This is a genomic window from Mycobacterium shunyiense (assembly GCF_058270035.1).
Map to the genome: position 1 here is coordinate 302121 of NZ_JBZDPT010000019.1, position 23402 is coordinate 325522.

Here is a 23402-nt window from a genome sequence, read left to right on the forward strand (position 1 = left end):
AGAATCAACGCCGCGGCGGCGCGGGCGGGCCGGTTAGCATTGGCGCGACGGGAGGGGGCCGGATGACGACCAGGTGGAGCGCGGTATCCAAATCGCCGACCCTGCCCGTGGGCCACGCGCCGGCCGCCGGCCTCACCGCCGCCGACCTGTTCACCCCACCCACGGAGCCCACGGTCACTCTCGACGAGAAGCTGCGCCGCGCCTACTTCTGGCTGATCAACAAGGCCGTCATCTCCCCGTTCTACGACGTCGAGTTCGGCTCGGACACGACCGTCAACTATCCGCTCGGCGACGCGGGTGCGTCCCTGAGCCTGCCCAGGCAGCCCGCCTACTCCTCGAATGTCCTTGTCCCACTGCTGACTTTCGCCGTCGGCGGACGCTGCCTGCTGATCGGCGGGCCGGGCCGCGGCAAGACCACACTGGCAGTGTTGATGGGCGTGCTGGCCGGGTCCACCCCCGCCGACGTACGCCGCCACGTCCAGCAGGGCCAGCCACAGCTGACCGTGGGTGATCTGGTCGGGATCCCGCTGCCGCGCGACCTGGTGCAGGCGGGGAGCCTCGCCGAGATCACCATCGCCTGGAAGAGCTGGCTGACCGCGCCGGTCAAGATCCTCGACGAGTACAACCGGATTCCGACCAAGACCCAGTCGGCGCTGCTGACCATGGTCGCCGAGGGTTATGTGGAAAGCCATGACCAGATGCACGTCACCGCACCCGAACACGGGGTGGAGAGCTGGTTCTTCACCGCCAACGACGACGGCGGTGGCGGCACCTTCCCGGTGATCCAGGCGCTGCGCGACCGTATCGACGTGACCGTGCAGGCATTCGGTTTCAACAGCCGCTTCCTCGACGAACTGGTGAGTCGCGTGGAGGCCGGGGACCGGCCAGAGGACAACGTGCCCGCCGAGCTGGTGTTCGGCGCGGCCGAGCAGGCGGAGATGGTCCGGGCGATCCGGGCGATTCCGGTGCCCACCGACGTACGCCGTCGGTTGGAGTTCTTCGTCAGCCACTTCGAATTCGTCCAGCACGGTGGCCGCCGCTTCGAGTACCGGACCAAGGATGTGGTGGCCACCGCCGGTCTCGAGGTCGAGCAGATCATCGACGCCAACTCGGGCGCCGATCTGCAGATCGATCTCGGCGCGCAGACCGTCAACGGGGTGTCGGTGCGCTCGCTGCAGAACCTGGTGCTCTATGCCAAGGCGCTGGCCTGGTTCCGGGGCAACGACACCGTCACTCTCGAGGACGTGCGGGCGATGGTGCCGTTCGCCTTGCGCAGCAAGCTGTTACCGAATACCGCCCATCCCCGCTTCGACACCGGCACGGACCGGGAACTGGCGTCAGACCCCGCGAGCTGGCTGACCGACCTGTTCGACTCGTCGTGCCGGGAGTTCGTCGCGCTGGAGCGCGAGGGCGAGGATCCGGTGGCCGAACTGCTCGACCAGTTCGGCCACGGTCTCGACGGTTTGGACGCGCTTGAGGTGTCGCGGCGCCTCACCACGATCGAGGCTCACATCTCGGCGGTCTCTGGCGTCGGCAAGATCTACGGTCGAGATTTCGACGATCTGGTCGCCTTGAAGTATCTCTACCAACGGTATTCGAACTATCTGCACTGGCTGGAGAGCGGCCGGTGATTGCCCGGGCGTATCACCAGGTCAACCTCGACCTGCCCACGCCCGCCGAGCTGCCTGCGGTGCCCGGCCTCGCTCTGGCCATCTCGGCTGACAACGTGGCCCGCTTCGGCGGCGATCCGAAGCGGTATCGCCATGCCCTGCGCGGCATTTCGGCGGCGCGGGACGTGATGTTCAACGTCGCGGCGGTGGCCGCCTGGCGGGCCGGGGTGCTGGGGATCCGCGACGATGCGTTGTCCCGTTTGCAGCTGCTCCCCGTCGACCTCGCGGCCTCGGTCCTGGGCCTTCCGGTCGACGCGGTCGTCCCGTTCACCGACGGGCAGGCGCTCGACCGGTTCTACTGGCCTCTGCGCCCGCCGGGCCAACTGATCGCGCGGATCGGCGGTTTCACCGGCCTCGGCGGCAGATGGGACCAGCCGCCCACCGATCCCGCACCTTGTGGACCGGGTAGGTGGACGGTGAATGTCGGCGCACAGCGCCGGCAGATCGATGCCGACGTGTTCGGCCACGTCATCTCCGACGCAGCCGCACCCGGCCCGCAGACCGGCGGACCCGCCACGGCGCAACTGGTGGTGCGCCCCACCTCCTACCTGGCCGAGATCTGGCCGGCATGACCGGACGGGCACCGACCGATCCCGAACTGGTGGCCTGGCGGGCCGCACTCGACCTGTGGGGCGTACAGCTCCATCCGCCGAACATGGTGCGCGACAGCGTAACCGGGACATTCGCCTGGTTCTCGTTTCCGCCGTCGATCTCGATCGACCTCGACGAGCTGAACCGTCAGGGCGCCGAACGTCACCTGGCCACCGTCTTCGCCCATGAGATCGGCCATCACGTGCTGTCGCCGAGCACCCGCATCGTGTCGTTCAAGCTGATGCAGCAGATGGCCCGGGCGATCGTGGCGAGCGACCCGCGCCGCGCCATTCCCGTCACCAGCACCGCCCGGCACCTGTCCAATCTGTGGTCGGACCTGCTCATCAACGACCGGGTGGTCCGCATGCAGCGCAGACAGCACCCGGGCACCGAGCCGGACATGATCGCGTTGTGGCGCACGCTGACCACCCGCGAGCCCGTGTCGAACGCGGCCTGGTGGGTACTCATGCGCGCCTACGAGCTGCTGTGGTCGTTGCCGTCGAACACGCTGTGCCCCAACGACCCTCCCTCGGTACCCGAGGCAGTTCGAGAAGACGTGCGAGCCCGCCAGCACGTCGACCCGGCCACGCTCGACGTGTCGATGGTCCGCGAAGACCTGCAGGAGAAGGAACGCGCCCACCGCGTAGCCGCCATGCGGGTGCGCGCCATCCAGGACGAACTACTGCTGAGCCAGCCGGTGCAACCCGTCGCCGACGCCGAGTACGTGGCACAGGCGATCCGGACCTTCGGGGCGGATCCGGTGGGCGGTGCCCTCACCTTCGGCATGGTCCTGGTGCCCTACCTGGTGCTGGAGTCGATGATCGCGGACGGTGCCGCTCTGCCCGGCGGCGGATGCGCCGAACAGGGCGGAGCGCCTGCGACGGCAGCCGAACTCGCGCAGGTGCTGGCCGACCCGCGACTCGACGACGCGCCGGTTCACCCCGCGGCGGCCGCGGTCGGCGCCCCTCCGACCGTCCAGTCTCCGGGCCAAAGTTACGGTGTCGCACAGACCTTGGCCTTGTTCGACGGATCCGATCCCAACGCCGTGATGCTGGCCTGGTATGAGGCGCAGGCCCGCCCCTGGATCCGCCCGCTGCTGCAATCCGGGTGCGGCGTCGCCGGGCACGGGATCCCCGGGCCGTTGGAGACGTGGGAGCTCGGCGACGATGCCACCGAGCTGGACTGGTCGGCGACCATCGCGGTGAACCCGATAGTGGTGCCCGGGGTGACGACGCGTCGTCGCACCCAACTACCCGACGATCCGGCCCCCACCACCGAGGCGGTGATGCTGGATCTCTACATCGACTCGTCCGGCTCGATGCCGAGCCCCCAGCGCGGTTCCCCGGCCGTGCTGGCGGGCACCATCCTCGTGCTGTCGGTGCTCAAAGGCGGTGGGCGGGTACGCGTCACATCCTGGTCGGGCCGGGGCCAGGTCGCCGGGGACAGCGTGTACACCCGGGACCGATCGGAGATCATGCGCCAGCTGACGACCTTCTTCAGCGGCGGCACCGTGTTTCCCCTCGATCTGCTCGCGCACCGGTATCCACCCGGTGGCCAGGGATTTTCAGGCGCTGACGAGCTGCGCCACCTGGTGGTGCTGTCCGATGACGGTTTGATGTCGCTTTTCGGCGCCGGCCAGGAGGAGTACACCGGGGTGGCGGCGGCGGTGCGGCGACAACTAGACACCGCCACCCTGCTGATACAGAACCGGTCCCGTTCGGTGGCCGGTCCGGCCGCCGAGGCGGGTTACGACATCGACTATCTGGACAACATGTCCGACGCACCGGCAGTCTGCGCGAGGCTGGCCGCGCGCATCGCCGGATATCGGCGAGAGGTACTGCATGGCTGAACAATTGGCAAACTGGTTCGCCGAGGAATTGGACGAGCAGGCAGTGTGGTCGACGCTCAAGCCCGGCCCTACCGTCGACGAGGTCGCGGCGCGGATGGCGAGTACGCCGCAGCCGTTTCTCGCCGACACCGTCGACGTGGTGGCGCTGGCATGCGATGTGTTCAACCACACCGGTTGCGCCGCGGCCGCCCAGCGTATCGCCGAGCGGGGCTCTCCGGCGTCCCGGCGCGGCGCCGCCATCGGGCTGTGGTTGTTCGCCAGTGCGGACCTGATCGGCCCGTTCACCGCACCGCTGGACGACCGTAAGGCTGCGACGGCGTTGTTGGCATTGGCTTTTCGGGTGGCGCCGCTGGTCGATCCAGGCCGTTGGCTCAGCGATGCGGACCGCCGCGACGAGGCGGTGCGCACCTTCCTGCTGTGGAACGGCCTGCTGGCGCACGGCGAGGACACCGGGCAGGCCCGATCACTGTTCGAGATGCGCGATTCGGTGCGGCGCGAGGGCGCATTGGCGCAGGCATTGGCCGATCACGAACACCGCATGGCCGTACAACGCCGCCTGGCCGACGCCAAGGCGAAAGAAGCTGCGGCACGGTACAACAGTGAGTGACGATCCGCTAGGGCTTCAGGACTATGTTCCGTTCGGCCAGGTGGCGCTGACCGATGAGCAGCGCTGGCCCGGCCTGTCGGTGGCCGGGCGCGAGCGACTGGCCGCCCTGGAACAGCACCCGCACGCACCGGCCTGGCGCCACCGGGTCGGGCACCGGCTCACCCCCGCCGAGCAACAAGCCGCCACCCGCCAACTTCCCCTTGATGATTGGCTTCCGCAACATCTCACGCTGGCCCGCACCCTGCCCGCCTATCGCCGCCACACCGGCCCGCTGGACAGTCTCACCGACTTTCCGCTGATCGGGCGCGAAGACCTCGTCGACAGCATCGCGGCGTTCGTCCCGCCCGGCGCCGACCTCGGTCGGATGCTGCACGGCACGAGTTCGGGCAGTACCGGTGCCGCCCTGGTGATGCCCGACGATCCGGACGAGTTGGCTCGCGGATTTCATTGGCTGCGCGGGTTGGTGGGCGCCCACTGGGAGCCGATGGACCATCGGGTGGCTTTGGTGCAGACGGTGTTCCAGCGGCAGGCCTTCACCTATACCTCGGTAATCCCGGGCTTCGACGAGGCGTTGATGGCCCGACTGAACCTGCATCCGGCCGCCTGGGCAGGTGGGGCCACGCAGCGCGACGCGTATCTGCGGGATACCGATCCGCAGGTGATCAGCGGCACTCCCACGTCGTTGGAGGTGCTGCTCGATCCCGGCCTTGCCGCCGTATTGCGGCCGCTGGCGCTGATCTCCGGGGCGATGACACTGACGGCGCCCTTGCGCCGGGCGCTCGAGGCGGCCTACGACTGTCCGGTCCTGGACGTCTACGGTCTGCACGAGACCCGACCCATCGCGGTGAGCGACGACGGCGGACCGTTCGTGGTGGCCGAACGCCGCGTGCATGTCGAGGTGCTGGCCGGTGAGGTCGTGGTGACATGCGGAGAGAACCAGTTTCTGCCACTGGTGCGCTACCGCACGGGCGACTACGCGCGGCTGGTCATCCATCGCGGCCGGCCCGCTCTCACCGATCTGGAGGGAAGGGAGGCAACGGTTTTCGTGTCGGCGACGGGCGTCGTGGTGCCGTGTGTCGACCTCACCCAACAGCTGCAGGCGGCCGGAGCCCGCGGGTGGAGCGTCGACCAGGACGCCCACGGTCGCGTCTCGGCGGTGGTCGCGTCCGGCGACCAGCACCGGGTGACCGAGGCACTGAGGCTACTGCTGGGGCATCCGGTCGAAGTCACGCAAGTGAGGACGCTGGCCGAACTCGGGCCCGGCAAGCCGCGCCGCTATTCCTCGGCTATCGCGCCGACGCAACGATGAGTTCCACGGCTTCGGCCACGCTGTCGGTGCAGTGGAGCAGGGCGAACTCGGATTCATCGATCTTGCCGCCGGGCAAAACGGTGTTCCGAATCCAGTCGATCAGGCCCGACCAATAGTCGACACCCAGCAGGATGATCGGAAACTCGGTGACCTTGTGGGTCTGCACCAGGGTCAACGCCTCGAACAGTTCGTCGAGAGTGCCGAATCCGCCCGGCAGGCACACGAAGGCCTGGGCATATTTGACGAACATGGTCTTGCGGACGAAGAAGTAGCGGAAGTTGATGCCGAGATCCACCCAGTGGTTGAGGCGCTGCTCGAAGGGCAGCTCGATACCGAGTCCCACGGAGTAGCCGCCGGACTCGCTGGCGCCGCGGTTGACGGCCTCCATCGAACCCGGACCGCCCCCGGTGATCACCGCGTAGCCCGCCCGCACCAACGCGATACCCAGTTCCTCGCCCAGTCGGTACTCGGGCGAATGTGGTTCCGTGCGAGCGGACCCGAAAACCGTCACCGCCCTCGGCATTTCGGCGAGGGCGTCGAAACCGTCGACGAACTCACCCTGGATGCGCATCACGCGCCACGGATCGGTGTGCACCCAATCGGTGGGGCCGCGCCGGTCCAGCAGCCGCTGATCCGCAGTCGTGGTGGCACAGCGGTCACGGCGTAGTTGCACCGAACCGCTGATCTGAGGCTGGCTGTCGTCGTTCTCTGTCATGCGGGCTTCACGCCCACGGTGACGGCGTCGGAGATCGGCGTCCATACCGGCCGGCGTACCCGATGTTGTTCGGCGACGGTGAATCCGGCCGCCTCGAACAGCGCGCGCATCTCCTGCTCGGTGGGACTGTGCGCGGGTGCGCCCAGGTCGGCCGACAACGCATGCAGCGGCAGGAAGGTGCGGCGCGGGCTCATCGTCGCCACCGCCACCATCCCCCCGGGCGCCAGCACCCGGTAGAACTCCGCGAGCGCGGCGGGCTGGTCGAAGAAATGGAAAGCCGAGGTGGTCACCACCGCGTCCAGGAAGCCGTCCTGGAAGGGCAGCTCCTCGGCGGGGGCAGACTTCCACCGCACGCGGTCTGACCGCTTGCGCGCCTGGGCGAGCATGCCGTCCGACATGTCCAGGCCGTAGACCTCATCGGGGAGGAGTTCACGCTGGATGCGGTCGGCCAGGATGCCGGTACCGCAGGCGATGTCGGCAATCGCACGGGCACCGCGCTCCTGCAGTTGGGCGATCACCTCGTCCTGAGCGGGCCGGTACACCCACCGCTGGAGACAACCCTGGTCATAGGCCGGTGCGGCAAAACTCCAGAAGCGCGTGATGGCGTCGTTGAATCCGCGGCGCTGTGTGGTGGTCACGAGCCCGAGTGTAGGTCGGCTATGACGGCTTCCCCGCGCAGTAGACCCGCGCCGGTTCGGGGAAGGCCACCGCACGTGAGCCGGAACCGCAGACGGCGGGGTCGGTTGAACCGTCAACCCGCTGGACGATCTTGATGACAGCCTTCGGGTCGGAGCATTCCACCAGGGAGGCGAGCTTGTCGTCGAGGTTGAAGCACTCGCCTTCCTCGAAGTTGAGGATGAAACAGTAGGTGCGGGCGTCGTCCATGAGCACGGAGTAGTCAGAGTCGGCCCGTTTGCCGTCCGGGCAGGTTGCGGATCCGCCACCTTTGGACACCAACTCGTAAATAGCATCCGGGTTGCTGCAGCCGGACGGGGTGAGGTCCATGCCCGTCGTGGCGTACTGATCGCTGGTGATGCACTCCCCCACCGCCAAGTCATCTGAGGCCCCGGACTGCGAGGACCCGGAATTTGAGCTCGTGCTCGGGACCGCACTCGAACTCGACGCGGAACTGGAATTCGACTCAGATCTCGAGGTCGACTCCGACGCGCGGGTGGCCATCCGCCCGGCCAATCCCAACAGGCCGAGCACCAGCAGAATCGCACCGATCACGATCAATGCCGTGCCCGACTTCTTGGGTGGTGCGCCGTAGCCCTGTGACGGGACCGGCGGATAGCCGGGCTGCTGCGGGTAACCGGGCTGGTAACCCTGCTGCGGATAGCTCGGCGGATAACCCGGCTGCTGGTAACCCTGCGGATACCCCGGCTGCGGGTAGCCCTGGGGGTACCCCGGCTGCGGATAGCTCGGCGGGTACCCGGACTGGCCGCTCGACTTCGACTGAGACGACGAACGCCGAACCAGGCCGAGGATGAGCAGCAGCAGCCCCAACCCCGGAATGAACAGCGTGCCGATGACGTAGCCCGCGGATTCTGCGGCGCTTCCGGCGGCGGCCAATGTCTGAGCGACCATGGCGGCGAGTATCCCATGAGGCCACCGGAAATCGGTTTGCTGACCGGCTGCTGAGGCTGCTCAGGCCTCGTTGTCGGCTCCCGCCGCTCAGGCCTCGTTGTCGGCTCCCGCCTCCGTCCCATAGCGGCCCGCGCTGAACATCGACGCCACCGCACCGATCACCATCATCACGGCCGCGGCGGAGAACACCACCGTCAGGCCAGAATGGAACGGCTCGGTGATCAGCTGCGGGAAGAACGTCTGCCCGGTGATCACGTCCGCGTTCACTCCCGGTTGGTGCAGAGCGTCGTAGGGCGCGAGCAGTTCGGCCATCGGGTTGTAGCCCAGGAAGGCGGCGAACAGGCTGCCGACCGGGGGCAGGTTGGCCACATCGTGGGCGACTGAGGCCGAAACACCTTGCTGCGTCAGGCCGGTGGTCAACGCCGCAGGCAGTGTGTTGGCCAGCCCGACGATCATCAGCGAGAAGAAGATGCCGATCGACAGCGAGTTGCCCGCGTTGAAGAACGTGGACCGCACGCCGGAGGCCGCACCGCGCTGATCGGCCGGCACGCTCGACATGATGGCTGCCGTGTTGGGGGCGGTGAAGATGCCGCCGCCCAGTCCGTTGAGGAACACCAGGATCGCGAACACCCAGTAATCGAAGTTGACCGGGATCATCAGCAGCGCCACGAAGGTGGCAGCCATCAGCAGCATGCCGCCGACGGTCAGCGGCCGCGCACCGATGCGATCGGAGAGCGACCCGGCGATCGGCGCGGCGACCAGAAACCCGACGGTGACCGGTAGCAGGTAGATGCCGGCCCACAGCGGTGTGGATTCGAAGCTGTAACCGTGCAGCGGCAGCCAGATGCCCTGCAACCAGATGATGAGCATGAATTGCAGTCCGCCGCGGCCCACCGAGGACATCAGCCCGGCGAGGTTGCCCATCCCGAACGCCGCCGATTTGAACAACCGGATGTCGACCATCGGCGACGACACCTTCAACTCGACGATGCAGAACGCCACCAACAGCAGCAGGCCCACCGCGATGGAGCCCAGAACCCACGGGCTGGTCCAGCCGGTGGTCGAGTCACCGTAGGGCTGGATGCCGTAGGTGATGCCGATCAACAGGACCGTCAGGCCCAGCCCGAACGTGAGCGTGCCGGCCCAGTCGAGCCGCCCGGCGGTGCGGACACCGAGTTCCTTGAGTGAGCGGTAGCTCCAGATCGTGCCGAGGATCCCGATCGGCACACCCACCCAGAACACGGCCTTCCAGTGCCATTCGGACAGGAAGCCGCCGATCAGCAGTCCTAGGAATGACCCGGCAACGGCGGCCACCATGTTGGTGCCCAGTGCCATGCCGCGCTGGTTGGCGGGGAAGGCATCCGTGAGGATGGCCGACGACGACGCCATCAGCATGGCGCCGCCGACGCCCTGGACCACGCGCCAGGCGATCAGCCACACCGCACCGCCACCGAGCTGGAACGGGTCGAAGGACAGCGCGATCGCGGCAACGGTGAAGACCACGAAACCGAGGTTGTAGATGCGCACCCGGCCGTACATGTCGCCGAGGCGCCCGAACGGTACGACGAGCACCGCGGTCACCACGAGGTAGCCCATCAGCATCCACAGCAGGTAGCTGACGTTGCCTGGGGCGAGCGGGTTCAACCCGATGCCGCGGAAGATCGCCGGCAGCGAGATCAACACGATCGACGCGTTGATGGAGGCCAGCAGGATGCCCAACGTCGTGTTGGACAGCACCACCCACTTGTAGAACGGGTGGTCGTGATCCATCCGTTTGCGCCGGTCGGCGGTCTCGGCCTCGGCGGTGTCGCCCGCGCCTGGCGGGCTGCTGAGTTCAGCGTCAGTCGTCATCTCGTGTTCGCATCTCGTATCGCATCAAGGGCTATATCCAGGGCCGGCGGTCGACCCGAAACATGCAAAACACATATATTAGCTATGCAAATCAAGGCAGGGCAACTCCTGCCCGCCGATTTCCACGCGAGGGCTGCTGAACCGCGCGAAGAGCGACCCTGGCATCGAAATGGCGGCATCCGGTTCCCCTGACTCCGGCGGCATCCTCGGCACCGACCCGCGCACCTTGTGACGAACGTGCAGGCTTTCGCGACGAAAAGCTACACACTGGCCATAGGTGTGGACCGGTCGCGCATTACTGTTTGATTTCGAAGAACGCTTCCGTCCAGTGGCCGCCTTCACCTCGGGTTGAGAGAACACTGATGACGCGGGATAGCGGCATCTTGTCTGGGCAGTTCTCAGTGAGCATCATGTCGTAGCGATACGCCTGATGCTGGTACACCCATGGCGCATCAGGAAGCATCTCTTCTCCCTGCGGTAGCACCGAATCCAACACGTAACTGCAACCCGGTAGCGGCATCGCGGCGCGAATTATTCTCTCTGAGTACGCGTTCGCAATCTCCACGTCATGCCCGGGACTTGAGCTCCGCATGGACGTCAGCTTCGCCGGATCATGGGTATTCAGAGCGTCCACAATGGCTTGGGCATGCCGGTGGCGGGCATCCGGAGCAAAACTGTCAATGCGCTTGTCGGCATCGCCACCCCACAAGCGGCATGCAACTGCCACCGCCAACGTGAGAAGGATTAGCGCCGGAATCAAGATGAAAATTGCAGATTTTTTAACATTCACGCCGACACGCTCATTCCCCTGGATAAGTCAGATGAACAAATTCAGCCTGAGCCAGACCTCCGTGGTAATCAACCGTGTCAGGCATCCAATCGTTGCGAACGTTATTGCTGCCGTTGGCATGTTGATCAACCACGTCCGTGGGAACTTCCCTCCCGAGTTCCGGGTTCCACGCCATCTGCGTACCCACGTACATCGCCACGTGATCGATTTCCCCCTCGGCGTTCTTGTAATAGATCAGGTCGCCCGGCACAAGGCCGGCATGACTGGCGGCCAATGGATCCAAACCTGCTCTGCTCGGCGTGGCAACTACACTAGTGATTTCACCCAAGCCGGAATGCTGAGTGAAGTAGTTGTGATGTTCTCGCGCAAGCGACCATGTTGCTGATTGAGGTTTTCTCTCCAGAAGGATTCGCGGCAGTGCACGCCATTGATTGTCGTAATACCACTCGTCACTGCTTTCGCCCGTCATGTTCCCCAGCGCCGATCCATCGTTTTCGAAGCCACCCGCTTGCAACGCCTGCGATACGAAATTCGCGCAATCGTAGCCGCCACCGAAGTCCTTGTATTCCGGATTAGCGCCTCGCGCCCACCGATCGGCGTATTCGATCGCTCGTCGACGCGCGTCGAGAAGCGCGGTGGGAGCAGGACTCTGACGGAATTCGACAGCTTGTACAGGACCGTCGTTCCCCTCGCCGTCAAACCTGATGGCTTCTAGTTCCGCGGCTTGAGCATGCAAGCGCTTGCCTACCAACGCATCGGTGCGCACTAATTGCCCGGCATGCCAGTGGATGTTCTCCGAATGCAGCCTAGCGGCCGTCCAACGTTCGCTCATCGCGGCCGATCCGAGCGAACCGCGCGGGTCGGTGACCGACAGATCGTCACCGACGCGAAAACCGTCGGCCTCAGCTTCAGCAATTGCGCTAGTAATGGCGCGATGGGCGAGCGTGATGTCGTCACCGCCGCTTTCGGCAATCCGAGCAGCTTCCCGGAGTACATCGCCCTGCCGACGGACTACCGTTGTGCCCACATCCGCTCGATCCAGTGCCGCATCACGCGCCTGCCCGGACCAATCGCTTCCGCCTCCAGCGGAGACATTGACGCGATGCCGCGCAAACACATCTTCGGAATGATCAGCGGCACGTGCCCACCTGGATGCGGCGTCCGTTAGAACACTGATGTCCCACTCATTGATTTCGGACCTCGTCGGTAGTGGATCCCACGAGCTGTCGGTAGCGCTCACATCGACTGCGTGAGATTCGATGCCGCCCCGTCGTCAGTGGCGACATAGGTCTCCGCGGCCATAGTCAGCTTGTCTGCCTGACGAACAATCCAACTCGATTGGCGGACTTGAGTCGCACATAATGCCTCGTCAACGGCACACGCCCCCAAATGACTGGCATGTGACCCACCGATGCGACCCGGTACCGACACGCTCAATTCAGCGGCAGCCTCCCGACTTCCGGCAGCGGCCGACCGCAAACCCCCCGGGTCCACGTTCAGCGGAATCGACAAAGCGCTCACCCCCCAGATTGAGAAAGTACCTTTGCTGCCTGGCAACTTCCTGGAGGCGATAGAAACGACGATCGGGTTCCCCCGACCCCTACGACTGCGCTAGGTTGGGCCCTGCAAACCACACACGCGGGAGTGCGCACGAGCGCACTGAGAGGACGGGTACGCCCGTCGACCGTACGAACCTGACCGGGTAATGCCGGCGTAGGGAGATGAAATGAGCAGTTTTGTTGTCGACCCATCCGTGACCACCGGTCCGATCACCGGAAGCACCAAGGTCTATCGCGAGATCAACCATGACGGCACGACCATGCGCGTGCCGTTTCGCCGGGTGAACCTGACCAATGGGGAACATCTGGACCTGTACGACACCTCAGGCCCCTACACCGACGACGACGCGGTGATCGACCTGAACTCCGGCCTGCCGTCACGGCCCGGCATGCACAAAGACCGCGGCACCCAGTTGCAGCGGGCCCGCGCCGGGGAGATCACCGCCGAGATGGCGTATATCGCTGAACGCGAAGGCGTTTCACCTGATCTGGTGCGCGACGAGGTAGCTCGGGGCCGGGCGGTCATCCCGGCCAATCACAACCACCCCGAGGCCGAGCCGATGATCATCGGCAAGGCGTTCGGAGTGAAAGTCAATGCCAATATCGGCAATTCGGCTGTCACGTCCTCGATCGGGGAGGAGGTCGACAAGATGGTGTGGGCCACCCGATGGGGTGCCGACACCATCATGGACCTGTCGACCGGCAAGGACATCCACCAGACGCGGGAGTGGATTCTGCGCAACTCTCCGGTTCCGGTCGGGACCGTGCCGATCTACCAGGCGCTGGAGAAGGTCAACGGCGACCCGACCAAGTTGACGTGGGAGATGTACCGCGACACCGTGATCGAGCAGTGCGAGCAGGGTGTCGACTATATGACTGTCCATGCCGGCGTGCTGTTGCGCTACATCCCGCTGACGGTCAAGCGCGTCACCGGCATCGTGTCCCGGGGCGGATCGATCATGGCGGCCTGGTGCCTGGCACACCACACCGAGTCGTTCCTGTACACCCGGTTCGAGGAACTGTGCGAGATCCTGGCCCGCTACGACGTGACCTTCTCGCTGGGCGACGGGCTGCGACCCGGGTCGATCGCCGACGCCAACGACGAGGCCCAGTTCGCCGAGCTGCGCACTCTGGGTGAGCTCACCAAGATCGCGAAATCCCATGGCGTGCAGGTGATGATCGAGGGACCGGGCCACGTTCCGATGCACAAGATCGTCGAGAACGTGCGGCTCGAAGAGGAGTGGTGCGAGGAAGCACCGTTCTACACCCTCGGCCCGCTGGCCACCGATATCGCTCCGGCCTACGACCACATCACGTCGGCGATCGGGGCGGCCATCATCGCCCAGGCCGGTACCGCGATGCTGTGCTACGTCACCCCGAAGGAGCACCTGGGCCTCCCGGACCGAAAGGACGTCAAGGACGGCGTCATCGCCTACAAGATCGCCGCCCACGCCGGCGACCTCGCGAAGGGACACCCCCGCGCCCAGCAGCGCGACGACGCACTCTCCAAGGCGCGCTTCGAGTTCCGCTGGCACGACCAGTTCGCGCTGTCGCTGGATCCCGACACCGCGCGTGAGTTCCACGACGAGACGCTGCCCGCCGAACCGGCCAAGACCGCGCACTTCTGCTCGATGTGTGGCCCCAAGTTCTGCTCGATGCGCATCACGCAGGACATCCGTGATGCCTACCCGGACGGGGTGGCCCCGGAGGATATCGAGCGCGGTATGGCCGAGAAATCGCAGGAGTTCGCCGACCATGGCAACCGCGTCTATCTACCCTTGACCACGTGAGGCCGAAGTGAACTTCTTGCCGTTGACCCCTGCGGGTGAGACCCCGCTGCGGGTGATGACCATCGCCGGGTCCGATTCCGGCGGTGGTGCCGGGATCCAGGCCGACATGCGGACCTTCGCCATGCTCGGCCTGCACGGCTGTGTCGCGCTTACGGCTGTGACGGTGCAGAACTCGGTGGGTGTCAAGGGTTTTCACGAGGTTCCGCTCGACGTGGTGGCCGGTCAGATCTCGGCCGTCACCTCGGATATCGGGATCCAGGCCGCCAAGACCGGTATGTTGGCGTCCTCGGAGATCATCACCACCATCGCCGAGACCTGGCGGGCGGAGGGGATGGGAGCGGTGCCCCTGGTCGTCGACCCGGTATGCGCCTCGATGCACGGCGATCCGCTGTTGCACCACAGCGCCCTCGACGCGCTACGCACCGAGCTGTTTCCGCTGGCCACGCTGGTCACCCCGAACCTCGACGAGGTCCGGTTGCTCGTCGACATCGAGGTCGTCGACGACGCCTCGCAGCGGGACGCCGCGCGCGCACTGCACGCGCTCGGTCCGCAGTGGGCACTGGTCAAGGGCGGGCACCTGCGCTCGTCGTCGGCCAGTCCGGATCTGCTGTTCGACGGCACGGAGTTCTACGAGTTCGCGGCGCCGCGGATCGATACCGGCAACGACCACGGGGCCGGCGATACCTTGGCCGCGGCGACGGCTTGTGCCTTGGCACATGGCTATTCGGTTCCGCAGGCAGTGGAGTTCGGCAAGGCCTGGGTGACCGAATGCATTCGGGCCAACTATCCGCTGGGCCACGGCCACGGCCCGGTGAACGCCTTGTTCCGGTTGCAGTCGTGAACCTCGACGCGATCGCCGGCGTCGCCCACGAACCCGAGGCCACCCCGACGGGCGTCGTGGTGCTCACGCATGGCGCAGGGGGCAACCGGGATTCGGCGATGCTGGTCAAGGTCTGCGACGAATGGGCGTCGCGGGGCTGGCTGGCCGTCCGCTACAACCTGCCCTACCGCCGGCGCAGGCCCAAGGGACCACCGTCGGGATCGGCGGCGGGAGACCAGGAGGGCATCGCCGAGGCGATCGCACTGGCCCGCAGCCTCACCGATGGCCCGGTGATCGCGGGTGGGCATTCCTACGGCGGGCGGATGACCTCGATGGTCGCGGCCACCGGGACTGGGCCGGACGTGCTGACTCTGTTTTCCTACCCACTGCATCCGCCGGGTAAGCCGGAACGCGCGGGCACTGAGCATCTCCCCGACATCACGATGCCGACGGTATTCACCCATGGCACCTCCGACCCGTTCGGCACCATCGACGAGCTCACCGCGGCGGCGGCGCTGGTGGCCGGTCCCACCGAAGTCGTCGTCATCGAGGGTGCCCGCCACGACCTCGGATCCAAGTGTCTAGACGTGCCCGCCCTCGCGGTGGATGCCGCGCTGCGGGCAGTCGATATCGTCGAACCATGACCTACCCGCCCGGCCCCACCGGTCGCCCTGGCCCGCAGGGCTCGCCCGGTCACCACTACCCGCCACCGCCGCCGCAGCCGTATTCCACCGGCCCCGACCACTTCTCGGCGCCACCGAGGAAATCTCCTGCGCTCAAGTGGGTGCTGCTGGGTGTCGTGGTTCTGGTCGCGCTCGTGGTCGCCGCCGGCGCGGTGTTCTACCTGGCTCGGGACCGGGGCGGCACCGAAGCCAGCCAGGTTCGGTCGGGCGATTGTCTGGCCGACATTCCCGACAGCAGCCGGGTGTTGTACGTCAAGTCGGTGAGTTGCGATCAGCCGCACAAGGGTGAGGTGTTCGCGGTGCTGCCGCTGCCCGAGGGGAATTTCCCGGGCGACGCGGCAGTCGTGAAGTACGCCGACAAGTGCGCTCCAGCACTGGCCGATTACGCCCCCGACGCCAACTCGGAATCCGGGATCCAGCTGTTCGTCCTGTACCCGACCGCAGACTCCTGGCAACGCGGGGACCGTAGCGTGACGTGCATCGCTACCAGCAAAAACCCCCGCACCGGCAAAATAGGGTAACGCACTACTCTAGGCCGCCCAGACCGCGTGGTCAGACACTCGATCCATGGTCGAGATCGATACGCGGGCCGCAGCCACCCTGCCGCTCGCACCGCGAAATCCGCTGTCCTATCGGCAGACGATCAAGGCGATGCGGTCCTTCATCGAGGGGCATCAACGGCTCCGCGATGCCGGAGGGCCCATCAGCCGGATGGTGCTCGGTCCACGATGGCTGATCCCCCCGGTCCTGTTGGTCACGTCGCCGCAGGGAGCCCGCGATGTCCTGGGCCGCCGCGATTCGATCGCCGATCGCGGCACCGCCCTCAACATGGTCGAGCTACGCCGGCTGATGGGCGGCAACCTGCTGAACCTGCCGCACGAGCGCTGGCTGCCGCGACGGCGAACGCTCCAGCCGATGTTCACCAAGCAGAACGTGCCACGGTATGCGGGACACATGGCCGCCGCGGCGGATTCGATCGCCGGCGGGTGGCGCGACGGTACGACGGTCGATCTGGACGTTGCGTGCCGAGCGCTCACGCTGCGGGCGCTCGGCCGCTCGGTATTCGGCGTGGATCTCGACGAGAGCGCCGACGACGTGGGCCCCGCACTGCGTACCGCGTTGTCCTGGATTTCCGACCGGGCGGTCCGCCCGGTCAACTTCCCGCAGTGGGTGCCCACCGGCGGCCAACGTCGGGCCAGGGCGGCCAATGCCCGGCTACATGAGCTGGCCGCCGAGATCCTCGCCGCGGTGCGGGCTGATCCCGATCGGGAAGCACCGCTGGTGCGCGCGCTCATCGAGGCCCGTGACCCCGACACCGGCCGAGAGCTCGCCGACGACGAAATCTGCGATGAATTGGTGCTTTTCATGCTGGCCGGGCATGACACCACCTCGACAACGCTGTGTTACTCACTGTGGGCGCTGGGCCGCGATCCCGAGCTGCAGTCCCGCCTGTACGACGAAGTCGCGGCGCTGGGCGATCGCACGCTGACGCCCGAGGATGTGCCGCACCTCGAACACACCGTGCGGGTGCTCCACGAGGCACTGCGGCTCTGCCCGCCCGGTGCCGGCACGCCTCGGATGCTCAACGAGGAGATGACCGTCGACGGCTACCGCGCCGAGGCCGGCACGATGGCGATGGTCAATTTCTATGTCATGCACCGCGACCCGGCGCTGTGGGACGACCCGCTGACCTTCGACCCCGACCGCTTCAGCCCGGAACGTTCGGCAGGTAGAAACCGTTGGCAGTACCTGCCTTTCGGCGGCGGCCCGCGGTCCTGCGTCGGCGATCACTTCGCCATGCTGGAGGCCACCCTGGCGCTGGCGACCATCGTGCGGGAGGTCGCAGTGACCTCCCTGAACGACAGCTTCCCGGTGGATACCCCCTTCACCGTCATCGCCGCCGAGCCGATCCCGGCCCGGATCACCAGAAGGAGTACGCCATGAAATTCATCGTGCACTGGACTCAGTCGCAGGCGAACTACCGGGATGCGATCGAGAAGTTCAAGCAGACCGCCGGCGCGGTTCCGGAAGGCGCGACGATGCTTCACCGATGGTGGGGCATGAACGGCCAGGGCTTCGCCATCGTCGAAACTGACGACGCCAAGACCATGTTCGAGTCGGTCGCCGAGTGGAGCGAGTTTCTCACCTTCGACATCACCCCCTGTGTGGAAGACGCCGAGGCAGGAGAGGTGATCGCAAAGCTGTTCTGATCCCGACGCGGTGCCGTCGTTCCGCCTCTAACCTCGGTGACACAAAGCTAGGCTGACGTCACCACGAGTCGTCAACGGCGGAAGGTGGCATCTGTCTCATGAACGCTGGTCCAGGCAACTCTTGGCCCGCGTTGCGGGTATCCGATTGGGAGCCCACCCGTGACACCCTGCACATGTGGACTCAGATCGTCGGGAAGATCCGGCTGACACACTCGCCACTGATCAACCATTGGTGGCAGGTGACGTTCTACGTGAGCCCGCGCGGTCTGACCACGTCGTCGATCCCGTACCGAAACCGGTTGTTCGACATGGAGTTCAACTTCATCGACCACCTGCTGGAGATCCGTACCAGCGACGGCGGATCCCGCGCCGTCACGTTGAAGCCGAAATCGGTCGCCGAGTTCTACGACGAAACCTTCACCGCGCTGCGACAACTGGACATTGAAACGCGAATCTCGGCAAGCCCCAACGAGGTCGACCCGGCCATACCCTTTGCCGAAGATCACCAGCACGCCTCGTATGACCCCGAAGCCGCCAACTTGTTCTGGCGCCAACTGGTCCAGGCGCACCGGGTGATCACCGATTTCCGTTCGCATTTCATCGGCAAGGTCAGCCCTGTGCACTTCTTCTGGGGCTCGTTCGACCTGGCCTGCACCCGATTCTCCGGCCGGCCCGCGCCCGAGCACCCCGGCGGGGCGCCCAACTGCGCGGATTGGGTGATGGTGGAAGGCTATTCGCACGAGTTGAGCAGTTGCGGTTTCTGGCCGGGCGGCGGCGACGAGGGCGCGTTCTACGCCTACGCCTATCCCGAGCCGGAAGGCTTCGCCGACTATCGCGTCGGCCCGGACGCAGCGTTCTACAGCGCGGACTTTCGGCAGTTCCTTCTCCCGTACGAAGCGGTGCGGACTGCCTCCGAACCCGACCGTGCCCTGCTAGATTTCCTGCAATCGACCTACGCCGCCGCAGCCGACCTTGCGGGCTGGGACCGGGCAGGTCTGGAATGCGATCCACAGCGCTGGTGACACGCACACGGAGACGGAGAACACCATGAAGCTCTGCATCGTCGGCAGCGTGGCTGTCGCGCTGATCGCCGGCGGGTTGATCACCTCAGCGCCACCGGCCGCCGCCGGCTGCCAGTACGGCGGGCCGGTGATCAGTAAATGCGACGGGCCCGTCCAACCCGACGGCACCTGGCAGCGTTGCATGGGGACCTGGGGCTATGTGCCCAGTGGCTTCAGCTCCCACCTGGTGCCGGTCAAGCGCTGCGATGTGATGGGGCCCGGCCACGAGATCGCTCCGTGGGACACCCCGTTCGCCGATCCGCCGACGCGCATCGACGACAACTGAGCCCTCGACAAAGTACCCAGTACCTGCGGTACTGTTTGCGGCATGAGCCCGGGGGAATTCGAGGCGGTGATCGTCGGCGCGGGATTTGCCGGCATCGGTGCCGCCATCCAGCTCAAACGGCTGGGCATCGAGAACTTCGTGATCCTGGATCGCGAGGATGATCTCGGCGGCACCTGGTACGTCAACCACTACCCCGGCCTGGCCGTCGACGTGCCGACCACGACCTACTCGTATTTCTTCGAGCCGAACCCGAACTGGTCGAGGTTGTTCTCCACCGGCACCGAGATCAAGCGGTACGCCGACGACGTCGCCGACAAGTACGACGTGCGCCGCCACATCCGGTTCAACACGACCGTCGACGGCGCCCACTGGGACGAAGAGGCTTCACTCTGGCGAGTATCCGTAGCGGGTGGCGAGACCTTGAACGCACACTTTCTCCTCACCGCCACCGGCTTCCTGTCGCAACCCCACACGCCTGACATCCCCGGCATCGCCGACTTCACCGGCAAGGTCATCCACACCACCGACTGGGACGACGACTACCGGCCCGACGGCCGTCGTATCGCGATCATCGGCACCGGCGCCACTGCCGTTCAGCTCATCCCAGAGCTGGCTCGCAAGGCTGCTGACCTGACGGTGTACCAGCGCACCCCGATCTGGGTCGTGCCCAAGATCGACCTGAAGTTCTCCGCTGGGGTCAAGGCCCTGTTCGCCAGGGTCCCGCTGACCCAGCGGGCCGTGCGTGCCGTCACCGACGCCATCTACGCGTTCATGGTCGACACGGCCGTGCTCAAGCACCGGTACTTCCGGCGGTTCAACATCGCCGCGGCCGACCTGGCCAAACTGCACCGGTTCGCCTCGATCCGCGACCCCGAATTGCGCCGCAAGCTGACCCCTGACTACGACTTCGGCTGCAAGCGCCCGACGTTCTCCAATGGCTACTACCGCGCCTTCACCAAGCCGAATGTGCACCTGCAGGCCGACGGCATCGAACGCATCGATGCCCGGGGCATCGTCAACGCCGACGGCACCCGGACCGACATCGACACCCTGGTGCTGGCGACGGGGTTCGATCTGTGGGAGGCCAACTTCCCTGCCATCGAGGTGATCGGGCGTGATGGCCGCAACCTCGGCAAGTGGTGGCGGGAAACCCGGTTCCAGGCTTACCAGGGTGTATCGATGCCGTACTTCCCGAACTACTTGAGCCTGGCCAGTCCGTACGCGTTCCTGGGTCTGAACTTCTTCAACACCATGGAGTATCAGATGCATCTGATGGACCGGTTGTTCGGCGAACTCCGGCGCCGGAAGGCGACGACGTTCGAGGTCACCGAACAGGCCAACGCGCGCTATCTGGACCGGATGACGGAGTTGCTGGGTGACTCGTTGTTCACCCTCGGCAACTGCGCATCGGCACGGTCGTACTATTTCAATCCGAGTGGCGAGGCAACGCTGCTCCGACCGATGACGACCCGCCGGGCCGTCACGGAAGCTTCACGATTCCCGTTGAGCGACTACACATTTGCCTGATCAGAGAGGATCACACATGGCAGAGGGCAAGAACTCCAAGCTGGTCAAGCTCGTCGGCCTCAGCGTGGCCGGCGCCGGCGTCTCACATTTTGTGAAGCCGCAGCTGTTCGAGTCGATCACCAAGCCGGCGTTCCCCAAGGACACGCAGAAGCACATCTACACCAACGGTGGTATCGAGACCGCGATCGGCCTGGGCCTCCTGCTCCCCAAGACGCGCAAGCTGGCCACCATCGGCACGCTCGGCTACGTGGCCTACCTGGCCGGCAACGCCGTGCGTAACCGGTAACGGCCCAGCAGCGTCATATCGACCATGACCGCGACGACGGCTCGGGCCTGCTCCGAATTCTGATAATTCATGAGCCGGCCCAAGTCGATCACCAACGCCATCGCCGCATGAACGGCGAAGCGTGCCTGACCCGCACTCCACCGCGGACGTACCGGCATGACCACCTCGACCCACGATTCCACCGCCGCCCGCTGAAGGTCGCGCAGGATCTTCTGGTCGGCGGGCGTCATGTTGAGGCGTTCGGTGTAGTAGACGTAGTCGAGTTCGGGGTGGTCGAACGAGCGGGCCACGTAGTCGTCGATGAGCGCGCCCAGAGCCTGCTCGGGATCCGTTGCCGCGCTGAGCACCTCGGCCATGTCGGAAGACAACCGGTCGGCGGCGCGACGGAACCCGGCGGCCAGGATGTCAGACTTGCCGGAGAAGTACCGGTAGATCCCCGAGGCGGGCATGCCGACCGCGGCGGCGATGTCCTCCATGGTGGTGTCGCGGTAGCCGTTCTGATTGAACAGGCGCATCGATTCGGTCAGCAGCGCTTCGTATTTCGTCGTGCTCACGACGGGTGGCGGTGTCACCGCGGGGCCGGTCGCGTTGGGAACCTCCGGCAACTCGGCGGCCAGCACGGTGTCGCAGATGTCGGCGAGCAGTGTGCGGATCTGACCGGCGGGCAGCTTGGATCGGTGGTCGACGACGCTGCCGATCACGCCGAGCACCGCAGTCGACAGGGTCCAGCGGGCGTGCGAGCTCAGCTCCGGCCGCAATTCCATCAGCGGCCGGTGAATCCGTCGGTGCACGGTGCGCACCTGCGCGTCCAGAGTGCTCTGGTCGTCGCCGCGCAGATAACGCGCCTCCCAGCGGTACAGCCCGCCGGATTCGCGATTGACCAAGGCGGTGTCGCTGAGCGCGGCGACGATGAGACGCAACCGCTCCCGCGGATCCCCGTCGGCCTCGTCTGCGAACGCGGTACCGTCGACCAGTTGCTGGCTGAGGTTGAGCACGGCGTCGCGGAACAATTCGTACTTGCTCGAATAGTGCCGGTACAACGCGGCCGCGGAGATCCCGACCCGCGAAGCGATGGCCTCCATGCTGACGCCGTGATAGCCCAGCGCGCTGAAAGACTCCGCCGAGGCCCGCGCTATCTGCGCCTTTCGGTCTTTGGGTCGACGCCGCACAACACTGGCACCACTGTCGATCGACCGGGGCGAGATGCGCGCCATTCCGTCACCATAACGGACCGAAGTGCCGGGTCAAAATGGTAATCCGGCAGAGAATAGGCGTTAACATAGACGGCGTTGAGGCCGGATGGGGGTCGCGTGTTTGCCAAGTTGCGGAGGTTGCTGGCCTACCGCGTCGCACTCGGCGAACTCATCGTCGTCGCTGTCGTGCTGGGAGTGCCGTATCTGTTGATCGGCACGGTCTGGTCCGGCACGCACACCGATCACCTGCCCTCGATGGGCGGCCTCGACGCCGTGGTGTCTTTTCTCGGGTCGATCGTCTCGTGGCCGGTGCTGTTGTTCACCGACGTCTGCATGACGTGAAGGGGGAAGAGAAGTGAGTTTTCGCGCCGTCTACATCGGAATCGCCGGGGCCGTGGTGTTGGGGATCGGGCTGTATCTACTGAGCCTGCCCGTCTACCTCGACGACTTCGATCAGTTCGGAATGCAGATCCCCTGCGGCTCCGGTTATTCGACCCACCTGGTGCAGGCCAACGCCGCCGGCCAGGAGTACGCGGACACGTGCGGGTCGGCTGTGCTGACCCGCAGGCTGTGGACCATCCCTATCGTCGCAGTCGGCGCCCTGGCCCTGATCGCGGTGCTGTTCCGGGCCGCCACATCCTCTGCGCACGAGACGCTGCTGCCCAAGCACGACTCGCACTAGTGCGCGCTGGCCGCACTTGTCGGGGGTCGAATGTATGTTCGATTCATGGAGGCGGGTGCGGTCCAGGCGGTAGCGGGGTTACGCGCCGCTTTCGACGCGTTCGCCGGGTGTGATTTGGCTTCGTTGACCCGGTCTGAGCTGGTCGCGGTGCTCGACGAGTACGAGGAACTGCTGTGTCAGCTGCCCTCTGTGGGGCATCGGCTGCTCGCGCAGTTGCAGGCCGCAGCCACACCTCGGGAGTTGGGTGCCAAATCCTGGAATGAGGTGCTGCGGATCCGGTGGCGGCTGTCGACCGCTGAGGCCGGCCGGCGATTGGGTGAGGCCGCCGAGTTGGGG

24 protein-coding genes, 1 pseudogene and 1 riboswitch are annotated in these 23402 nt (G+C 65.9%); of the genes and pseudogenes, 18 read left to right on the forward strand and 7 right to left on the reverse strand.

What is annotated here, in order from left to right; all coding sequences use genetic code 11:
* Positions 1-62 precede the first annotated feature (62 nt).
* Genes AC4ELS_RS13625 through AC4ELS_RS13645 form a run of 5 tightly spaced genes read left to right on the forward strand, consistent with a single transcriptional unit; the run spans position 63 to position 6026 of the window.
* On the forward strand, positions 63-1631 hold the full coding sequence (locus tag AC4ELS_RS13625; RefSeq protein ID WP_499047733.1) for an AAA family ATPase: 1569 nt from the start codon (positions 63-65) through the stop codon (positions 1629-1631).
* A complete protein-coding gene (locus tag AC4ELS_RS13630) occupies positions 1628-2242 on the forward strand; it encodes a hypothetical protein (protein ID WP_499047735.1) in 615 nt (204 codons plus the stop codon). Before AC4ELS_RS13625 ends, AC4ELS_RS13630 begins: the two co-directional genes overlap by 4 nt.
* Positions 2239-4110: a hypothetical protein gene (locus AC4ELS_RS13635; protein ID WP_499047737.1), complete on the forward strand. Its 1872-nt coding sequence runs from the start codon at positions 2239-2241 to the stop codon at positions 4108-4110. Before AC4ELS_RS13630 ends, AC4ELS_RS13635 begins: the two co-directional genes overlap by 4 nt.
* Positions 4103-4717: a hypothetical protein gene (locus tag AC4ELS_RS13640; protein WP_448443937.1), complete on the forward strand. Its 615-nt coding sequence runs from the start codon at positions 4103-4105 to the stop codon at positions 4715-4717. The genes AC4ELS_RS13635 and AC4ELS_RS13640 overlap by 8 nt, the downstream gene beginning before the upstream one ends.
* Positions 4710-6026 (forward strand): phenylacetate--CoA ligase family protein, encoded by a 1317-nt coding sequence (locus AC4ELS_RS13645; protein WP_499047739.1) that lies wholly within the window; start codon positions 4710-4712, stop codon positions 6024-6026. Before AC4ELS_RS13640 ends, AC4ELS_RS13645 begins: the two co-directional genes overlap by 8 nt.
* Here the strand turns inward: AC4ELS_RS13645 and AC4ELS_RS13650 are convergent.
* From AC4ELS_RS13650 to AC4ELS_RS13675, 6 genes are all read right to left on the reverse strand, one after another.
* Positions 6004-6741, reverse strand: coding sequence for an LOG family protein (locus tag AC4ELS_RS13650; protein ID WP_064880567.1), 738 nt, complete (start codon positions 6739-6741; stop codon positions 6004-6006). The genes AC4ELS_RS13645 and AC4ELS_RS13650 overlap by 23 nt on opposite strands.
* On the reverse strand, positions 6738-7379 hold the full coding sequence (locus tag AC4ELS_RS13655) for a class I SAM-dependent methyltransferase (RefSeq protein WP_499047741.1): 642 nt from the start codon (positions 7377-7379) through the stop codon (positions 6738-6740). Before AC4ELS_RS13655 ends, AC4ELS_RS13650 begins: the two co-directional genes overlap by 4 nt.
* Positions 7380-7398: 19 nt before the next feature.
* Positions 7399-8328 carry an LppU/SCO3897 family protein gene (locus tag AC4ELS_RS13660; protein WP_499047743.1) on the reverse strand — a complete coding sequence of 310 codons (930 nt, stop codon included), beginning with the start codon at positions 8326-8328 and terminating at the stop codon, positions 7399-7401.
* Between the two features lie 87 nt (positions 8329-8415).
* Positions 8416-10179: an MFS transporter gene (locus AC4ELS_RS13665; RefSeq protein WP_499047745.1), complete on the reverse strand. Its 1764-nt coding sequence runs from the start codon at positions 10177-10179 to the stop codon at positions 8416-8418.
* Positions 10180-10474: 295 nt separating this feature from the next.
* Positions 10475-10969, reverse strand: coding sequence for a hypothetical protein (locus AC4ELS_RS13670; RefSeq protein WP_499047747.1), 495 nt, complete (start codon positions 10967-10969; stop codon positions 10475-10477).
* Positions 10970-10979: 10 nt separating this feature from the next.
* A complete protein-coding gene (locus AC4ELS_RS13675; RefSeq protein ID WP_499047749.1) occupies positions 10980-12209 on the reverse strand; it encodes an amidase domain-containing protein in 1230 nt (409 codons plus the stop codon).
* Between the two features lie 388 nt (positions 12210-12597).
* Positions 12598-12707: riboswitch (TPP riboswitch) on the forward strand.
* On the opposite strand from AC4ELS_RS13675, the gene thiC reads away from it, so the two are divergent.
* The 10 genes from thiC to AC4ELS_RS13725 all read left to right on the forward strand — a co-directional run bounded on the left by thiC (position 12696) and on the right by AC4ELS_RS13725 (position 21191).
* Positions 12696-14318, forward strand: a complete 1623-nt coding sequence (gene thiC / locus AC4ELS_RS13680; protein ID WP_499047751.1) for a phosphomethylpyrimidine synthase ThiC — start codon at positions 12696-12698, stop codon at positions 14316-14318. Its footprint overlaps the riboswitch before it by 12 nt.
* Before the next feature lie 7 nt (positions 14319-14325).
* The gene (thiD, locus tag AC4ELS_RS13685; RefSeq protein ID WP_499047753.1) at positions 14326-15159 is read left to right on the forward strand and encodes a bifunctional hydroxymethylpyrimidine kinase/phosphomethylpyrimidine kinase; all 834 of its coding nucleotides are present in this window, start codon (positions 14326-14328) and stop codon (positions 15157-15159) included.
* A complete protein-coding gene (locus AC4ELS_RS13690; protein ID WP_499047755.1) occupies positions 15156-15782 on the forward strand; it encodes an alpha/beta hydrolase family protein in 627 nt (208 codons plus the stop codon). The genes thiD and AC4ELS_RS13690 overlap by 4 nt, the downstream gene beginning before the upstream one ends.
* Complete coding sequence (locus tag AC4ELS_RS13695) at positions 15779-16342, forward strand: septum formation family protein (protein WP_448443950.1); 564 nt, start codon at positions 15779-15781, stop codon at positions 16340-16342. Before AC4ELS_RS13690 ends, AC4ELS_RS13695 begins: the two co-directional genes overlap by 4 nt.
* A 46-nt stretch (positions 16343-16388) precedes the next feature.
* Positions 16389-17765 (forward strand): cytochrome P450, encoded by a 1377-nt coding sequence (locus tag AC4ELS_RS13700; RefSeq protein WP_064957161.1) that lies wholly within the window; start codon positions 16389-16391, stop codon positions 17763-17765.
* The gene (locus AC4ELS_RS13705; RefSeq protein WP_064880549.1) at positions 17762-18031 is read left to right on the forward strand and encodes a DUF3303 domain-containing protein; all 270 of its coding nucleotides are present in this window, start codon (positions 17762-17764) and stop codon (positions 18029-18031) included. Before AC4ELS_RS13700 ends, AC4ELS_RS13705 begins: the two co-directional genes overlap by 4 nt.
* A 98-nt stretch (positions 18032-18129) precedes the next feature.
* Positions 18130-19053, forward strand: coding sequence for a DUF5996 family protein (locus AC4ELS_RS13710; RefSeq protein ID WP_499047758.1), 924 nt, complete (start codon positions 18130-18132; stop codon positions 19051-19053).
* A 25-nt stretch (positions 19054-19078) separates the two neighbouring features.
* Positions 19079-19378, forward strand: coding sequence for a CDGP domain-containing protein (locus tag AC4ELS_RS13715; protein ID WP_448443956.1), 300 nt, complete (start codon positions 19079-19081; stop codon positions 19376-19378).
* A 42-nt stretch (positions 19379-19420) separates the two neighbouring features.
* Positions 19421-20905: a flavin-containing monooxygenase gene (locus AC4ELS_RS13720; protein ID WP_448443958.1), complete on the forward strand. Its 1485-nt coding sequence runs from the start codon at positions 19421-19423 to the stop codon at positions 20903-20905.
* Positions 20906-20921: 16 nt separating this feature from the next.
* Positions 20922-21191, forward strand: coding sequence for a DoxX-related protein (locus AC4ELS_RS13725; protein ID WP_004571515.1), 270 nt, complete (start codon positions 20922-20924; stop codon positions 21189-21191).
* Here the strand turns inward: AC4ELS_RS13725 and AC4ELS_RS13730 are convergent.
* Positions 21158-22405 carry a TetR/AcrR family transcriptional regulator gene (locus tag AC4ELS_RS13730; protein WP_448443960.1) on the reverse strand — a complete coding sequence of 416 codons (1248 nt, stop codon included), beginning with the start codon at positions 22403-22405 and terminating at the stop codon, positions 21158-21160. The two genes, AC4ELS_RS13725 and AC4ELS_RS13730, sit on opposite strands and share 34 nt — an antisense overlap.
* 96 nt (positions 22406-22501) lie before the next feature.
* Between AC4ELS_RS13730 and AC4ELS_RS13735 the strand changes: the two genes are divergently transcribed.
* The 3 genes and pseudogenes from AC4ELS_RS13735 to AC4ELS_RS13745 form a co-directional block, all read left to right on the forward strand.
* Entirely contained in the window at positions 22502-22726 is a 225-nt protein-coding gene (locus tag AC4ELS_RS13735) for a hypothetical protein (RefSeq protein ID WP_064880536.1), read from the forward strand.
* Positions 22727-22739: 13 nt separating this feature from the next.
* On the forward strand, positions 22740-23066 hold the full coding sequence (locus AC4ELS_RS13740) for a hypothetical protein (RefSeq protein WP_499047761.1): 327 nt from the start codon (positions 22740-22742) through the stop codon (positions 23064-23066).
* Positions 23067-23111: 45 nt separating this feature from the next.
* Positions 23112-23402: pseudogene (locus AC4ELS_RS13745) on the forward strand (DUF222 domain-containing protein); the annotation flags it as partial.

What these genes read in the sequence shown, in the direction of transcription:
- AC4ELS_RS13625 (WP_499047733.1), top strand. Translation starts at nt 63, where the DNA reads ATGACGACCAGGTGGAGCGCGGTATCCAAATCGCCGACCCTGCCCGTG.
- AC4ELS_RS13635 (WP_499047737.1), top strand. Translation starts at nt 2,239, where the DNA reads ATGACCGGACGGGCACCGACCGATCCCGAACTGGTGGCCTGGCGGGCC.
- AC4ELS_RS13640 (WP_448443937.1), top strand. Translation starts at nt 4,103, where the DNA reads ATGGCTGAACAATTGGCAAACTGGTTCGCCGAGGAATTGGACGAGCAG.
- AC4ELS_RS13650 (WP_064880567.1), bottom strand. Translation starts at nt 6,741, where the DNA reads ATGACAGAGAACGACGACAGCCAGCCTCAGATCAGCGGTTCGGTGCAA.
- AC4ELS_RS13660 (WP_499047743.1), bottom strand. Translation starts at nt 8,328, where the DNA reads ATGGTCGCTCAGACATTGGCCGCCGCCGGAAGCGCCGCAGAATCCGCG.
- AC4ELS_RS13665 (WP_499047745.1), bottom strand. Translation starts at nt 10,179, where the DNA reads ATGACGACTGACGCTGAACTCAGCAGCCCGCCAGGCGCGGGCGACACC.
- thiC (WP_499047751.1), top strand. Translation starts at nt 12,696, where the DNA reads ATGAGCAGTTTTGTTGTCGACCCATCCGTGACCACCGGTCCGATCACC.
- AC4ELS_RS13695 (WP_448443950.1), top strand. Translation starts at nt 15,779, where the DNA reads ATGACCTACCCGCCCGGCCCCACCGGTCGCCCTGGCCCGCAGGGCTCG.
- AC4ELS_RS13700 (WP_064957161.1), top strand. Translation starts at nt 16,389, where the DNA reads ATGGTCGAGATCGATACGCGGGCCGCAGCCACCCTGCCGCTCGCACCG.
- AC4ELS_RS13705 (WP_064880549.1), top strand. Translation starts at nt 17,762, where the DNA reads ATGAAATTCATCGTGCACTGGACTCAGTCGCAGGCGAACTACCGGGAT.
- AC4ELS_RS13710 (WP_499047758.1), top strand. Translation starts at nt 18,130, where the DNA reads ATGAACGCTGGTCCAGGCAACTCTTGGCCCGCGTTGCGGGTATCCGAT.
- AC4ELS_RS13715 (WP_448443956.1), top strand. Translation starts at nt 19,079, where the DNA reads ATGAAGCTCTGCATCGTCGGCAGCGTGGCTGTCGCGCTGATCGCCGGC.
- AC4ELS_RS13720 (WP_448443958.1), top strand. Translation starts at nt 19,421, where the DNA reads ATGAGCCCGGGGGAATTCGAGGCGGTGATCGTCGGCGCGGGATTTGCC.
- AC4ELS_RS13725 (WP_004571515.1), top strand. Translation starts at nt 20,922, where the DNA reads ATGGCAGAGGGCAAGAACTCCAAGCTGGTCAAGCTCGTCGGCCTCAGC.
- AC4ELS_RS13730 (WP_448443960.1), bottom strand. Translation starts at nt 22,405, where the DNA reads ATGGCGCGCATCTCGCCCCGGTCGATCGACAGTGGTGCCAGTGTTGTG.